This is a genomic window from Nocardioides zeicaulis (assembly GCF_042432345.1).
Taxonomy (GTDB): Bacteria; Actinomycetota; Actinomycetes; order Propionibacteriales; family Nocardioidaceae; genus Nocardioides; species Nocardioides zeicaulis.
This window is the reverse complement of record NZ_JBHLXH010000001.1, coordinates 2725774-2739064: the sequence shown is the minus strand read 5'-3', so window position 1 is coordinate 2739064 and position 13291 is coordinate 2725774. Positions and strand designations below refer to the sequence as shown.

Genomic DNA, 13291 nt, shown 5'->3' with positions numbered 1-13291 from the left:
ACGTCTCAGGCCCCCGGCGCCAGGCCGGCGTTGCTGGACTCGAACGAGCCGGGCGGCGGCGTGACGCCGTGCTCGCGGCACCACTCCCCCGCCGGGCGCTGGCTGCGGCGCGGGATGCCGTTGGACGGGTCGAGCTGCAGCGGGATCGGGGGCAGCGGCGGCAGCTCCTGCCCGGCCTCGGCGGCGAGCTCGTCGGCGTCCTTCTCCTCCGACATCCCGATGGGGCCGACGCGCTGGGCGTTGAGGAACTGGCGCACGACCGGCTCCTCGGAGCTGAGCAGCTCCTCGCGCGGGCCGAACATCGCCAGGTGCCGGTGGTAGAGCAGGCCGATGTTGTCAGGGACGGTGCGGGCGGTGTTGATGTCGTGGGTGACGATGAGGAACGTCGCGTCGATCTGCGCGTTGAGGTCGACGATGAGCTGGTTGAGGAACGCCGTGCGGACCGGGTCGAGGCCCGAGTCGGGCTCGTCGAAGAGCACGATCTCCGGGTCGAGCACCAGCGCCCGCGCCAGGCCCGCGCGCTTGCGCATCCCGCCGGAGATCTCGCCCGGCAGCTTGTCCTCGCTGCCCAGCAGGCCGACGAGGTCCATCTTCTCCATCACGATGTCGCGCACCTCGGACTCCGACTTCCGGGTGTGCTCGCGCAGCGGGAAGGCGACGTTGTCGTAGAGGTTCATCGAGCCGAACATCGCGCCGTCCTGGAACAGCACGCCGAACAGCTTGCGGATCTCGTAGAGGTCGCGCTCGGAGCAGCTGGCGATGTCGGTGCCCTCGATCACGATCGAGCCCCTGTCGGGCTTGATCAGGCCGATGAGGGTCTTGAGGAAGACCGACTTGCCGGTGCCGGAGGGGCCGAGCATCACGCAGATCTCGCCGGCAGGGATCGTCAGGGTCACGTCGCCCCAGATGAGCTGCTTGCCGAACGACTTGGTGAGGTCGTTCACCTCGATCTCGACACCCATGTGCACCCTCCTGCCGTGTGGCGGAGCGCGCGGCTCCCTCCGCGCTCTCCGGGGGCACAACGCGCCGGGCCGCGGGAGGTTACGCCCGGGCGAGACGGTCGTCACGCGGGCGGGCACGACGAAGGGCGGCCACCCTGTGGGTGACCGCCCTTCGACGGGTGCTGCTCGCGCAGCGGGTGCTGGCCCTAGGACCAGCGGTGGGTCACTTGACCGTGACGGTGGCGCCGGCGGCCTCGAGGGCCTCCTTGGCCTTGTCCGCGGCAGCCTTGTCGACGTTCTCGAGGATCGTCTTGGGGGCGGCCTCGACGAGGTCCTTGGCCTCCTTCAGACCGAGGGAGGTCAGGGCGCGCACCTCCTTGATGACGTTGATCTTCTTGTCGCCGGCCGACTCGAGGACGACCTCGAAGTCGGTCTTCTCCTCGGCGGCGTCGCCACCGGCAGCGCCACCGGCGGCCGGGGCGGCGGCCACGGCGACGGGGGCGGCGGCGGTCACGCCGAAGGTGTCCTCGAACTGCTTGACGAACTCGGAGAGCTCGATCAGGGTCATCTCCTTGAAGGCGTCAAGGAGCTCGTCGGTGCTGAGCTTCGCCATGGTGGCGGTTCCTTCCGTGTGTGGCGCGGCCGCGGTCGTGCGGTGCGCCGGGTTTCAGGTGGTGTACGTCGGCCCGGTCAGGCGTCGGTGGACTCGGCGGCCGTGTCGGCAGCCTCGTCGGTCGCCTCGGGCTCGGCGGCCTCCTCCGAAGAGGGGGCCTCCTCGACCGGGGCGTCCTCGGCAGCGGCCGGCGTGCCGGCACCACCTGCGAGGATCGAGGGGTCCTGCTCGGCCTTGGCCTGGAGCGCACCCGCGAGACGGGCGGCCTGGGCGATCGGCGCGTTGAGCAGGTAGACGGCCTGGGAGAGGCTGGCGAGCATCGCGCCCGCCATCTTGCCCAGGAGCACCTCGCGCGACTCGAGATCGGCCAGCTTGGCGATCTCGGAAGCGTCGAGCGGCTTGCCGTCCAGGACGCCGCCCTTGATGACGAGGGCGGGGTTGGCCTTGGCAAAGTCACGCAGACCCTTGGCGGCCTCGACCACGTCTCCATTGATGAAGGCGATGGCGGTGGGGCCGTTGAGCAGGTCGTCGAAGCCTTCGATCCCCACCTCGGTGGCGGCGATCTTGGCGAGCGTGTTCTTGACCACGGCGTAGTTGGCGTTCTCGCCGAGGGAGCGCCGCAGGTCCTGCAGCTGCTTCACGGTGAGCCCGCGGTACTCGGTCAGCACAGCGCCGGCGGAGCCGTTGAACGAGTCAACGATCTCTGCGACGGCGGCAGTCTTTTCTGGCCGCGCCATGGGTCTCCTTCCGGGGTTGACCACCGGCGTCCGGCCCACAGACGACGAACGCCCTGAGCACAGGCTCAGGGCGTGGGTGCGGCTCGCGCCGCTGCTCTGAATCCTGCGCCGGCCGCCCGCTGCTGCGGACCTTCGGTCACGGGCGAGGAGCCCATGACAACCTGCGGTCTCTGGTTTCGAGCAGGACAGTACGCCTTCCCCGGGTGCGGGGCCAAATCCCCGGTCACCCGCCGCACGGGCTGCCGCCAAAGCGCGCAAACGCCTGCCGGGCAGGTGGGGGTGCTGGTCCAATGGTGGACGTGGATCCGCAGCTGACGACCATCGGTGACTCCCTCGTCCGGAGCGACGAGCGCATGCTCACCGGCCGCAACGCGGCCGGACGCGTGTGGAAGACCGGCTTCAACGGCCTCGACCCTGCCATCGGGGGCGGCATGCGTGCCGGCTCGCTGGTGCTGCTCGCCGGCCCGCAGGGCATGGGCAAGTCCACGTTCGCGCTGCAGATCGCCCGCAACAACGCCGCGACCGGCCGCCCGGTCCTCTACTTCTCCTACGAGCACGACGCCGAGGACATCAGCCAGAAGCTGCTGGCGCTGGAGGCCGGCGAGCTCGACGAGTCCGACCAGGTCCGGGTGAACAACATCCGCTCGATCTTCGACGACCTGTGGGTCAGCTCGCTGGAGCACCGCCTGGAGTCGGTGCCGGCGGGCATCGAGGCGCTGAGCCGGATGGAGCGCTACGCCCACCTGCTGTTCGTCCACCGCTCCACCGGCACCCGCACCGGCATCCCGGCGATCCAGGAGACCATCGCCTCGGTGCAGGAGGCGACCGGCCAGGTCCCGCTCGTGGTCGTGGACTACCTGCAGAAGGTGAAGTCGAGCCAGACCGACGACGAGGCCCGCTCGACCGAGGTCGTCGAGGGGCTCAAGGACCTCGCGATCGACATCGGCGCGCCCGTCCTCGCCATCGCCGCCGCCGACAAGACGGCGCTGCGCACCGGCACCCGGATGCGCGCCTCCGACCTCCGCGGCTCGAGCGCCCTGGCCTACGAGGCGGACGTGGTGATGGTCCTGGCGAACAAGTTCGACATCGTCGCGCGCCACCACCTGACGTACGACCTGAACAACGCCGAGCGCTTCAAGGAGTGGGCGGTGCTGACGCTGGAGAAGAACCGGTTCGGCCGCGACGGCGTCGTCCTGCAGTTCCGCACCCGCTTCGACCAGGGCCGCTACGAGTCCGACGGCAGCGAGGTCAAGGAGCAGCTGATCGACGACCGGGTGTTCCGGGACTGACCCCGGCGCGCCGACGGGCCCGACCGGGCGCGTGCCCGGGCGGACCCGTCGTGGCGGTGCGTCAGGCAGCGCCGCCGAACATGTCCTCGGTGACCTGGTCGGCCGGGGGCGCCTCGATGTCGACGTCGGTGCCGAAGTCGGCGTAGGTGCCCTCGCTGGTGGACGTGGTGGGCTTGCCGCCGCCGACCGCCGGCATCTCGGTGGTCTGCGAGAACTTGCGGGGCAGGTTGTCGGCGTCGACCCACATCTCGGTGACGAGCTCGTCGGGCATCATGTCGGCCATCGCGGGCGGGAGCTCCATCGCCTTCAGGTACTGCGCCGGGTCGAGGGTGATGCGGTAGTGGTTGGTGGCCACGCCGTCGACGTCCTCGGTGCCGATGAGCTCGAGGTCCTTGGGGGCCTCCAGGGCCTTGAAGGTGGCCTCGGGGTCGGTGGCCTTGCCGATCATGCCGAACAGCGAGTTCGGGTCGGAGAGGTCGATCTTCATCCACTTCTCGCCCGTGCCGAGGTCGGCCGACTTCAGGTACATGACCTTGTCGACGAGGATCACCTCCATCGCCTGGGCGCCCGTGCTGGAGGCCTTCATCTCGATGCCGTCGTCGCTGAACTCCGCCTCGCCCTCCATCGCCTGGGTCTGGCCCGCGGCGCCGGTCGTGGTGGTGAAGGTGAACGACTCCGCGTCGCGCAGCGCCTCCATGACCGAGGGGTAGAAGTCGGCGGCCGAGAGCTCGGCCGGGGCGTCGTCGGAGGGCTCGTCGGAGGGCTCGTCGGACGAGGTGTCGGCGGAGGAGTCCGACGAGGAGTCGGACGTGTCGGTGGCCGAGCTCGAGGAGTCGTCGGAGGAGTCGCTGCTGCACGCGGCGAAGCCCGAGCCCAGCGTCACCACCAGGGCGGCGGTGCCGAGACGACGGGCGAGGGGCGTGAGGCGCATGGGAGATCTCCTGGGACGAACGGGACTGCGTGCCAGCCCCTCCTACCCGATGCTTCCACACCGAAACGAACCAGCCGGAAATGCGGGACGACCCGGCCACCCCTCAGGGGTGACCGGGTCGTACGACGACCGCGCGGGGTCAGGCCTGGACGGCCTCGTCCTCGGACGCGACGTTCTTGGTGCGGTTGGGGTCGACCTGGATGCCGGGGCCCATCGTCGTGGAGACGGTGACCTTCTTGATGTAGCGGCCCTTGGAGCTGGCCGGCTTGAGACGCAGCACCTCCTCGAGGGCGGCGGCGTAGTTCTCGGCGAGCTGGGTCTCGGAGAAGGAGGCCTTGCCGATGATGAAGTGCAGGTTGGCGTGGCGGTCGACGCGGAACTCGATCTTGCCGCCCTTGATGTCCGTGACGGCCTTGGCGACGTCGGGGGTCACCGTGCCGGTCTTCGGGTTCGGCATGAGCGAGCGCGGGCCGAGGACGCGGCCGAGGCGACCGACCTTGCCCATCATGTCGGGGGTCGCGACGACGGCGTCGAAGTCGAGCCAACCGCCGGCGACCTTCTCGATCAGCTCGTCGCCACCGACGTGGTCGGCGCCGGCCTCACGGGCAGCCTCGGCCTTGTCGGCGTTCGCGAACACCAGGACGCGGGCGGTCTTGCCGGTGCCGTGGGGCAGGTTCACGGTGCCGCGGACCATCTGGTCGGCCTTGCGCGGGTCGACACCCAGGCGCATGACGACGTCGAGGGTCTCGTCGAACTTCTTCTTCGAGCCGTCCTTGGCGATCTTGATGGCGGCCAGCGGGGCGTAGAGCTCGTCCTTGTCGAACGCCTCTGCCGCCGCGCGGTAGGTCTTGCTGCGCTGCATTGTCTTCTCGTTTCTGTGGTGCGAAGGATGTGGTCAGCGAGCCAGCGCGGCTCTCCCACGGATCAGTCGGTCGTGACGCCCATCGAACGGGCGGTGCCCTCGACGATCTTCATGGCTGCGTCGAGGTCGTTGGCGTTGAGGTCGGGCAGCTTGGTCGTGGCGATCTCGCGGATCTGGTCCTTGGTCAGCTTGCCGACCTTGTCCTTGTGCGGGACGCCCGAGCCCTTGGCCAGGCCGGCGGCCTTCTTGATCAGCTCGGCGGCCGGCGGGGTCTTGGTGATGAAGTCGAACGTGCGGTCCTCGTAGATGGTGATCTCGACGGGGATGACGTTGCCGCGCATGGACTCGGTCTGGGCGTTGTAGGCCTTGCAGAAGTCCATGATGTTGACGCCGTGCGGGCCGAGGGCCGTACCGACAGGCGGGGCCGGGGTGGCCGAGCCGGCCTGCAGCTGCACCTTGACGAGTGCGGCGATCTTCTTCTTGGGAGGCATTGCTCTTCTTTCTCTCATGTGGTCATGACGAGGGACGGTGCCCCCTGCCACGGGTTGTCGCTCCTGCAGTGTCCGCCACGAGGGCGGACGGGTGAAATCCTCAGACCCGCTGGATCTGGCTGAAGGACAGCTCGACCGGGGTCTCGCGGCCGAAGATCTCGACGAGGGCCTTGACGCGCTGCGACTCGGCGTTGATCTCGGTGATCGTCGCGTGGAGCGTGGCGAACGGGCCGTCGACGACCATGACCGAGTCGGAGACCGAGAAGTCGGCGACCTCGACGGGCTTGCGCGGCGTGGTGGAGGAGCCCTTCTCGCCCGAGGCAGCGGCCTCGGCCTCGGCGACGGCCACGACGGCCGGGGCCAGCATGTCCTCGACCTCGCTCATGCTCAGCGGCACGGGCTGGTGGCTGTGGCCCACGAAGCCGGTGACCGACGGCGTGTGGCGCACGGCCGACCAGGACTCGTCGGTGAGGTCCATGCGGACCAGGACGTAGCCGGGGAGCACGGTGCGGGTGACCATCTTGCGCTGGCCGTTCTTGATCTCCGCGACCTCCTCGGTGGGGACCACGATCTCGTGGATGTAGTCCTCCATGTTGAGGGAGATGATGCGGTTCTCGAGGTTGTGCTTGACCCGCTTCTCCATGCCGGAGTAGGTGTGCACCACGAACCAGTCGCCGGGCTTGGCCCACAGCTCGCGGCGGAACGCCTCGAGCGGGTCCTCGGCCTCGGCGGGCTCCTCGTCGGCGGCGGCGTCGGCGTCCTCGGAGCCGTCGGCGTCCGCGACGTCCTCGGCGGCGGCGTCGTCGACGTCGTCGGCCGCCTCGTCGTCCGCGTCGAGGTCCGCCTCGTCGGTGGCCTCGTCGTCCTCGGTGACCTCGTCGTCGAGGGCGACCTCGGCGGCGGCGTCGTCGACGTCGTCCGCGGTCAGCTCGTCGACGGTGTCGACCTGGTCCTCGACCTGGTCCACGTCATTGCTCTCCGACACGTCTCACTCCGTAATGGTTGCTGGGGGGCGGGGAACCACTGCCCCGGTCGTCACTGGGTGTTGCTGCCGGTGAACAGCTCGAAGACCAGCTTTCCGAAAGCCAGGTCGAGCACCGAGACCAGCGCCATCACGACGGTGACGAAGACCAGCACGACGAAGAAGTAGGTGACCAGCTGCTGCTGCGTGGGCCAGACGACCTTGCGCAGCTCGGCGACCACCTGACGCAGGAACGTGGCCGGGCCGGTGCGACCACGGTCCTCGCCGCGCGAGTCGCGCCGCGCGTCCTGAACCGCGTTGCCGTCGGCCACGTCATCCACCTTCTCGTCGGTTGCTGTGCAGTGTTTCCTCGCAGGGCACGAGGGACTTGAACCCCCAACCTTCGGTTTTGGAGACCGATGCTCTGCCAGTTGAGCTAGTGCCCTCCGGTGGTCGGGCCTCACGTCCTCGGGCACGCCGAAGCATGGGGCGAAGACCACCAGTGGGGAAGCATACGGGGCCGGACCACCCGAGTCGAACCGAGGCGTCACGCGACGGTGCCGCCGAGCGGCCGGGCCCCTCCCCCTACGATGCCCGCATGGCGAGTGCGGACGCGGGCGGCGGATGTCGCCGCGACGTCACGGCGCTGCCCAAGGCCCACCTGCACCTGCACTTCACCGGGTCGATGCGCCACGCGACGCTGCTGGAGCTGGCGGCGCGCGACGGCATCGTGCTGCCCGACTCCCTCGTGGAGGACTGGCCGCCGCGGCTGAGCGCGGCCGACGAGAAGGGCTGGTTCCGCTTCCAGCGCCTCTACGACGTGGCCCGCTCGGTCCTGCGGACCCCCGACGACGTGCGCCGGCTCGTCCTCGAGGCCGCGGAGGACGACGTGCGTGACGGCGGGCGCTGGCTGGAGATCCAGGTCGACCCGAGCGGGTACGCCGCCCGCTTCGGCGGCATCACCGCCTTCACCGACCTGGTGCTCGACTGCGTGCGCGACGCGTCGGCGCGCACCGGCCTCGGCATGGCCGTGGTGGTCGCCGCCAACCGCACCCGGCACCCGCTCGACGCCCGTACGCTCGCCCGCCTCGCCGCGCAGTACGCCGACCGCGGGGTGATCGGCTTCGGGCTGTCCAACGACGAGCGCCGCGGGTCCACCGCCGACTTCGAGGGTGCCTTCCGCATCGCCGAGCGGGCCGGTCTGCTGCTCGCCCCGCACGGGGGCGAGCTGCGGGGGCCCGAGCACGTGCGCACCTGCCTCGACCGGCTCGGCGCGCACCGGCTCGGCCACGGCGTGCGCAGCGCGGAGGACCCCGCGCTCCTCGACCGCATCGTGCAGCAGGGCGTCGCGCTCGAGGTGTGCCCGGTCTCCAACGTCGCGCTGGGCGTCTACTCCGACCTCACGTCGGTGCCGCTGCCCCAGCTGCTGGCCGCCGGGGCCACGGTCGCGCTCGGGGCCGACGACCCCCTGCTGTTCGGGTCGCGGCTGGCTGGCCAGTACGCCACCATGCGCGCCGCGCACGACCTCGACGACACCACGCTCGCGCGGCTGGCGGAGATGTCGTTCGCGGCCTCGCGCGCCCCGCAGGACGTCGTCGACGCCGCCCGGCGCGACATCGCCGCCTGGCTCGCCTGAGCTCCCCCACCCCGGGGCATCTGAGGACGGGGTGGGACCGGAACGGGGCGGGAGCGTCCCGAGGCGTCCTCAGATGCCCTGCCACCCGCCGCCCCCGCCCGGCATCTAGGGACGTTCTGGTGGGAGAAAGCGGCCCCGGACCCACCATTTCGTCCCTAGATACCCGGGTGGGGCGAGCGGGACCACCTCTCGGCATCTGAGGACGTGGTGGGACCGGGACGGGGCGCCAGCGCCCCAGGGCGTCCTCAGATGCCCTGCCGCCGCGGTCCTGTCGACGGCCCCTCTCGGGCTGCAGGGCGTCCTCGGATGAGCGTCAGAGGGCGCAGCCGACGGTCACGGGCTCGTTGACGAGCGTGACGCCGAACCGCTCCCGTACGCCGTCGCGGACCTCGCGGGCCAGCACCAGCAGCTCCTCGGTGGTGGCCTCGCCGCGGTTGGTCAGGGCCAGGGTGTGCTTGGTGGACAGCGCCACCCGGTCGCCGGCGGCGGCGCTGGTGTGGCCCCTGCCGAAGCCGGCGTGCTCGATCAGCCAGGCCGCGCTGGACTTGACCGTCCCGTCGGGCTGCTCCCAGCGGGGGGCGTCGTCGGGCAGCGCCGCGGCCTGCTCGGCGGAGAGCACCGGGTTGGTGAAGAACGACCCGGCCGACCACGTGTCGTGGTCGGCGGCGTCGAGCACCATGCCCTTGCTCCCGCGGAGGGCCAGCACGGCGGCCCGGACGTCGGCCAGGGGCGCGCGCTGACCCTGCTCGACGCCGAGGGCGCGCGCCAGCTCGGCGTAGGCCACCGGCTCGGACAGCCCGCCCACCCGCAGCTGGAAGGTGACGTCGAGGACCAGGTGGCGCCCCGGCTCGGCCTTGAACCTGCTGTGGCGGTAGCCGAAGCCGCACTCGGCCGCGGTGTAGGTGCGCTGGGTGCGGTCGCGACGGTCCCAGGTGCGCACCCGCGAGATCGTCTGGGACACGTCCTGGCCGTAGGCGCCGACGTTCTGGATCGGGGTGGACCCGACCGCGCCGGGGATGCCGGAGAGCGCCTCCACGCCCGCCCAGCCGTGCTCGACCGCGGTGGCGACGAAGCGGTCCCAGTCCTCGCCCGCGGCCGCGGTCACCTCGATCCCGCCGCACCGCGGGGACAGGTCGTCGAGGTCGCCGCCGTCGGTGCGGACCCCGGTCGTGGCGACCTGCACCACGCGGCCGTCGAAGCCGGCGTCGGCGACCACCAGGTTGGACCCGCCGGCCAGCACCAGCACGGGCGTCCCGGCGGCGTCGGCCTCCGCCACGGCGGCGACGAGGTCGGCCTCGGTGGTCGCCCGGACCCACTCGCGGCCAGGCCCGCCCAGGCGCAGGGTCGTGTGGTCGCGCAGGGCTCGCGCGGGGAGGACCTCAGGCACGGACGACGGCCTTCGGCATGCCGAGGACCTTCTGCCCGTCGCAGGTGACCTCGAGGGCGAGGGTGGCCAGGCCGTCGGCGACGGCCTTGACCGTGCCGGCCACCCGCACCTCGGCGCCGCCGTCTGCGGGCACCACGATCGGGCTGGTGAACTTCGACCCCAGCTCGACGACCTCGGCTCCGTCGGTCCACTCCGCCACCGCACGCCCGACCAGCGCCAAGGTGTACATGCCGTGGGCGATCACGCCGGGCAGGCCGACGCTGCGCGCGACGTCCTCGTCCTGGTGGATCGGGTTGTGGTCGCCGCTCGCGGACGCGTAGGCGGCGAGGTCGGCGCGGGTGACGGTGAAGACCCGCTCCGGCAGCGCGTCGCCGGCGGTGAGCACGGCGCTCATGCGGCACCTCCGTGGACGAGGGTGGCCTTGCCGGTGCAGACGACCGCACCGGAGGCGTCGGTGATCTCGGAGGCGGTCGCGATGATGTCGGCGCCGCCGATCTGGCGCAGCCCGGTGACGGTGAGGGTGGCGCTGAGCTCGTCGCCGACGGCGATCGGCCGGGCGTAGGCGAAGCGCTGCTCGCCGTGCACGATGCGGTGCAGGTCGATCTGCTCGGCCGCCAGGAACTCCTGCATGGCGTCGAAGGCCAGCACGATCGGGAACGTCGGCGGGACGGCGCCGTCCGCGGCACCGGGGTGGCCGACCGCGGCGGCGAAGTCGGCGACGCGCTCGGCGGTGACGGTCAGGGGCGCGGACGCGGGGAACGCGCGCCCGACCAGGGAGGGGTCCACGGGCATGTCACGACCCTAGCCGGGCGCGAGGGACGAGCGCACGGCGTGGGGCGGGAGGTCGAGCGAGCCCGCGAGCTCGCGACCGCGCGTCGAGACCCGCGTGAGGGGCCAGTGCCGGAAACACAGCGACCCGTCCGAGTGCTCGGACGGGTCGGGTGCGACGGCGGACAGCGTCAGCGGGTCTCGCGGTGGATCGTGTGACGACGCTCGCGCGGGCAGAACTTCTTCAGCTCGATCCGGTCGGGGTCGTTGCGGCGGTTCTTCTTGGTGATGTAGTTGCGCTCCTTGCACTCGGTGCACGCGAGCGTGATCTTGGGGCGAACGTCAGAAGACTTGCTGGCCATGGGAAGAACCTTTTCGTTGCGGGTGGTGCGGAGCTTGCCGTCTTTGGTGGTAGCGGGGGCGGGACTCGAACCCGCGACACCACGATTATGAGCCGTGTGCTCTAACCACCTGAGCTACCCCGCCGCGGAGGACAGACTCCCCGGAGGAGGTCCGACCCAGAGCCCCTTTACGGAATCGAACCGTAGACCTTCTCCTTACCATGGAGACGCTCTGCCGACTGAGCTAAAGGGGCAACGACGGAGAACGATACACAGGCCCCTGCGGGATGCGAAATCGGGTGCGCACCAGTCCTCAGGCGGCCTGTCCCGACCCCTGGATCCGCGGCCAGCCGACGGCCTCCTCGAGCTCGTAGGCCAGGCCGAGGAGGCGTGCCTCCCGCCCCGCGCCTGCGCCCAGCATCATCCCCTGCGGGAGGCCCGCGGCGGTCGTGGCGAGAGGCAGCGAGACGGCCGGCTCGCCGGTCGCGTTCTGCAGCGGCGTGAACGCCACCCAGTCCATCAACCGGTCCATCACCTCGTCGTAGTCCTGGTCGGGGCGCAGGTGTCCGACCAGGGGCGTCTCGGTGGCGAGCGTGGGCGTGAGGGTGATGTCGTACGACGCGCGGTGACGCGCCGCGATGCGCGCCGAGGCCCGCAGCACGGCGATCGAGAACGGCTGCTTGTGGAGGTTGCGCGCGGCGTGCCGGGCCAGGCCGAGAGTGAGGTTGTCGAGCCTCCCCGCGTCCCAGCTCGGACCGAAATCCTTGCGCCCGCGGCGCACGATGACGAGGGCGAGCATCGACCAGAACCGCACGAAGTGGTCGGGGAAGCTGGCCGGCACGGGGTTGTCGATCTCGTCGACCTGGTGGCCCAGGTCCTCCAGCAGCGCGGCCGTGCGCAGCGTGAGCTCGCGCACCTCCGGGCTGCACGCGCGGCCGATGCCGCTGGTGACCACGCCGATGCGCAGCCGTGCCCTGCTGGGCCGGGTGACGTCGCCGACGGGCGCGAGCAGCGGGTTGCGCCAGACCTTCTCGGCCTCGCGGTAGAACGCGGCGGTGTCGCGCACGCTGCGGGTCAGCACGCCGTCGGAGACGATGCGCACCGGCATGTCGCGCATCATCGTGTCCTGGGCCAGCCGGCCCCGCGTGGGCTTGAGCCCCACGAGACCGTTGACGGCCGCGGGGATGCGGATGGAGCCGCCGCCGTCGTTGGCGTGCGCGATCGGCACCGCACCGGCGGCGACGAGCGCCGCGGAGCCGGCCGACGAGGCGCCGGCGTAGTGGTCGGTGCTCCACGGCGAGCGCACCGGACCGAGGCGCACGTGGTCGGCGGCACCGGAGAAGCCGAACTCCGAGAGCTGGGTCTTCCCCAGCGGGATCAGCCCGGTCGCGAGGTACATCCGCGCGAAGTCGCCGTCGGCGGTGGCCGGCGCGGCGGTGAAGGCGTCCGTGCCGTGCTGGGTGGGCATGCCCGCCACGTCGCAGTTGTCCTTGACGAACGTCGGCACGCCCGCGAACCAGCCGCCGCGCGGGTGCTGCGCCTCCGCGCGCGCCCGGTCGTAGGCCGCGTGGGCCACGGCGCCGAGCTGCGCGTCGACGCGCTCGGTGCGGGCGATGGCGGCCTCGACCACCTCCGGCACCGAGACCTGCCCGGAGCGGAGAGCGGCGACCAGCCCGGTGGCGTCGTGGTCGGAGAGGGCGTCGTCGGTGGAGAAGGCGTGCACGCGCATGCCGCGAGGCTAGGACGCCGGGTCAGGCCGCACAACCACGTCGGTGGCAGTCCTCGAGGTGGTCGTCGACGAGCCCGATGGCCTCCATCAGGGCGTACATCGTGGTGGGGCCGACGTGCGCGAAGCCCGCCCGCTTGAGCGCCTTCGCCAGCGCCACGGACTCCGGCGAGGTGGTCGGCACGTCGGCGGTCGTGCGGGGCGCCGGGCCGGGCTCGGGGCGGAAGGACCAGATGAGGGCCTCGAGGCCGTCCTGGTCGCGCAGCGCCACCGTGGCACGGGCGTTGGTGATCGCCGCCTCGACCTTGCGCAGGTTGCGCACGATGCCGGCGTCGGCCATCAGCCGCGCCACGTCGCCGGGGCCGAAGCGGGCGACGACGTCGGCGTCGAAGCCGGCGAACGCGGCGCGGAAGGCGGGGCGCTTGTCGAGGATGGTGCGCCACGACAGGCCCGACTGGAACGCCTCGAGGGTCAGCCGCTCGAGGTGGGCCGACTCCCCCGCGACGCGCAGCCCCCACTCGGTGTCGTGGTAGACCCGGTTCACCGGGTCGCCGGTCGCCCAGGGGCAGCGGGCGAGGCCGTCGTCGCCGACGAGGGCGGGCAGCGCG

General features: G+C 71.5%; 16 protein-coding genes and 3 tRNA genes. 2 read left to right on the top strand and 17 right to left on the bottom strand.

Features of this window, described 5'->3' with window-relative positions; all coding sequences use genetic code 11:
* Window positions 1–5: 5 nt before the first annotated feature.
* The 3 genes from ACFFJG_RS13445 to rplJ form a co-directional block, all read right to left on the bottom strand.
* Entirely contained in the window at window positions 6–962 is a 957-nt protein-coding gene (locus ACFFJG_RS13445) for an ABC transporter ATP-binding protein (protein WP_378519231.1), read from the bottom strand.
* Window positions 963–1164: 202 nt separating this feature from the next.
* Window positions 1165–1554 (bottom strand): 50S ribosomal protein L7/L12, encoded by a 390-nt coding sequence (gene rplL, locus ACFFJG_RS13440; RefSeq protein ID WP_378519230.1) that lies wholly within the window; start codon window positions 1552–1554, stop codon window positions 1165–1167.
* 77 nt (window positions 1555–1631) lie between these two features.
* Window positions 1632–2291: a 50S ribosomal protein L10 gene (gene rplJ / locus ACFFJG_RS13435; RefSeq protein ID WP_378519229.1), complete on the bottom strand. Its 660-nt coding sequence runs from the start codon at window positions 2289–2291 to the stop codon at window positions 1632–1634.
* A 299-nt stretch (window positions 2292–2590) separates the two neighbouring features.
* Between rplJ and ACFFJG_RS13430 the strand changes: the two genes are divergently transcribed.
* The gene (locus tag ACFFJG_RS13430; protein WP_378519228.1) at window positions 2591–3580 is read left to right on the top strand and encodes a DnaB-like helicase C-terminal domain-containing protein; all 990 of its coding nucleotides are present in this window, start codon (window positions 2591–2593) and stop codon (window positions 3578–3580) included.
* 61 nt (window positions 3581–3641) lie between these two features.
* Here ACFFJG_RS13430 and ACFFJG_RS13425 read toward each other — a convergent pair whose 3' ends face one another.
* From ACFFJG_RS13425 to ACFFJG_RS13400, 6 genes are all read right to left on the bottom strand, one after another.
* A complete protein-coding gene (locus tag ACFFJG_RS13425; RefSeq protein ID WP_378519227.1) occupies window positions 3642–4511 on the bottom strand; it encodes an SCO4651 family lipoprotein in 870 nt (289 codons plus the stop codon).
* A 139-nt stretch (window positions 4512–4650) separates the two neighbouring features.
* Window positions 4651–5373 carry a 50S ribosomal protein L1 gene (gene rplA, locus ACFFJG_RS13420; protein ID WP_378519226.1) on the bottom strand — a complete coding sequence of 241 codons (723 nt, stop codon included), beginning with the start codon at window positions 5371–5373 and terminating at the stop codon, window positions 4651–4653.
* Between the two features lie 62 nt (window positions 5374–5435).
* A complete protein-coding gene (gene rplK / locus ACFFJG_RS13415; protein ID WP_378519225.1) occupies window positions 5436–5864 on the bottom strand; it encodes a 50S ribosomal protein L11 in 429 nt (142 codons plus the stop codon).
* 100 nt (window positions 5865–5964) lie between these two features.
* On the bottom strand, window positions 5965–6849 hold the full coding sequence (nusG, locus tag ACFFJG_RS13410) for a transcription termination/antitermination protein NusG (protein ID WP_378519224.1): 885 nt from the start codon (window positions 6847–6849) through the stop codon (window positions 5965–5967).
* Between the two features lie 50 nt (window positions 6850–6899).
* The gene (gene secE / locus ACFFJG_RS13405; RefSeq protein ID WP_378519223.1) at window positions 6900–7157 is read right to left on the bottom strand and encodes a preprotein translocase subunit SecE; all 258 of its coding nucleotides are present in this window, start codon (window positions 7155–7157) and stop codon (window positions 6900–6902) included.
* Window positions 7158–7198: 41 nt separating this feature from the next.
* Window positions 7199–7271, bottom strand: a tRNA-Trp gene (locus ACFFJG_RS13400).
* A 152-nt stretch (window positions 7272–7423) separates the two neighbouring features.
* On the opposite strand from ACFFJG_RS13400, the gene ACFFJG_RS13395 reads away from it, so the two are divergent.
* Window positions 7424–8461, top strand: coding sequence for an adenosine deaminase (locus ACFFJG_RS13395; RefSeq protein ID WP_378519222.1), 1038 nt, complete (start codon window positions 7424–7426; stop codon window positions 8459–8461).
* Window positions 8462–8774: 313 nt separating this feature from the next.
* On the opposite strand, the gene ACFFJG_RS13390 is transcribed toward ACFFJG_RS13395, so the two are convergent.
* The 8 genes from ACFFJG_RS13390 to ACFFJG_RS13355 form a co-directional block, all read right to left on the bottom strand.
* A complete protein-coding gene (locus ACFFJG_RS13390; protein ID WP_378519221.1) occupies window positions 8775–9848 on the bottom strand; it encodes a UDP-N-acetylmuramate dehydrogenase in 1074 nt (357 codons plus the stop codon).
* A complete protein-coding gene (locus ACFFJG_RS13385; protein WP_378519220.1) occupies window positions 9841–10242 on the bottom strand; it encodes a MaoC/PaaZ C-terminal domain-containing protein in 402 nt (133 codons plus the stop codon). The genes ACFFJG_RS13390 and ACFFJG_RS13385 overlap by 8 nt, the downstream gene beginning before the upstream one ends.
* On the bottom strand, window positions 10239–10640 hold the full coding sequence (locus ACFFJG_RS13380; protein ID WP_378519219.1) for an FAS1-like dehydratase domain-containing protein: 402 nt from the start codon (window positions 10638–10640) through the stop codon (window positions 10239–10241). Before ACFFJG_RS13380 ends, ACFFJG_RS13385 begins: the two co-directional genes overlap by 4 nt.
* Before the next feature lie 167 nt (window positions 10641–10807).
* Window positions 10808–10978, bottom strand: coding sequence for a 50S ribosomal protein L33 (gene rpmG, locus ACFFJG_RS13375; protein WP_236403433.1), 171 nt, complete (start codon window positions 10976–10978; stop codon window positions 10808–10810).
* Window positions 10979–11025: 47 nt separating this feature from the next.
* Window positions 11026–11102 (bottom strand) — tRNA-Met (locus ACFFJG_RS13370).
* Between the two features lie 36 nt (window positions 11103–11138).
* Window positions 11139–11211: transfer RNA gene (locus ACFFJG_RS13365), tRNA-Thr, on the bottom strand.
* Window positions 11212–11270: 59 nt separating this feature from the next.
* Window positions 11271–12686, bottom strand: coding sequence for an amidase (locus ACFFJG_RS13360; RefSeq protein ID WP_378519218.1), 1416 nt, complete (start codon window positions 12684–12686; stop codon window positions 11271–11273).
* A 22-nt stretch (window positions 12687–12708) separates the two neighbouring features.
* Window positions 12709–13287: a DNA-3-methyladenine glycosylase I gene (locus ACFFJG_RS13355; RefSeq protein WP_378519498.1), complete on the bottom strand. Its 579-nt coding sequence runs from the start codon at window positions 13285–13287 to the stop codon at window positions 12709–12711.
* Between the last annotated feature and the right edge of the window lie 4 nt (window positions 13288–13291).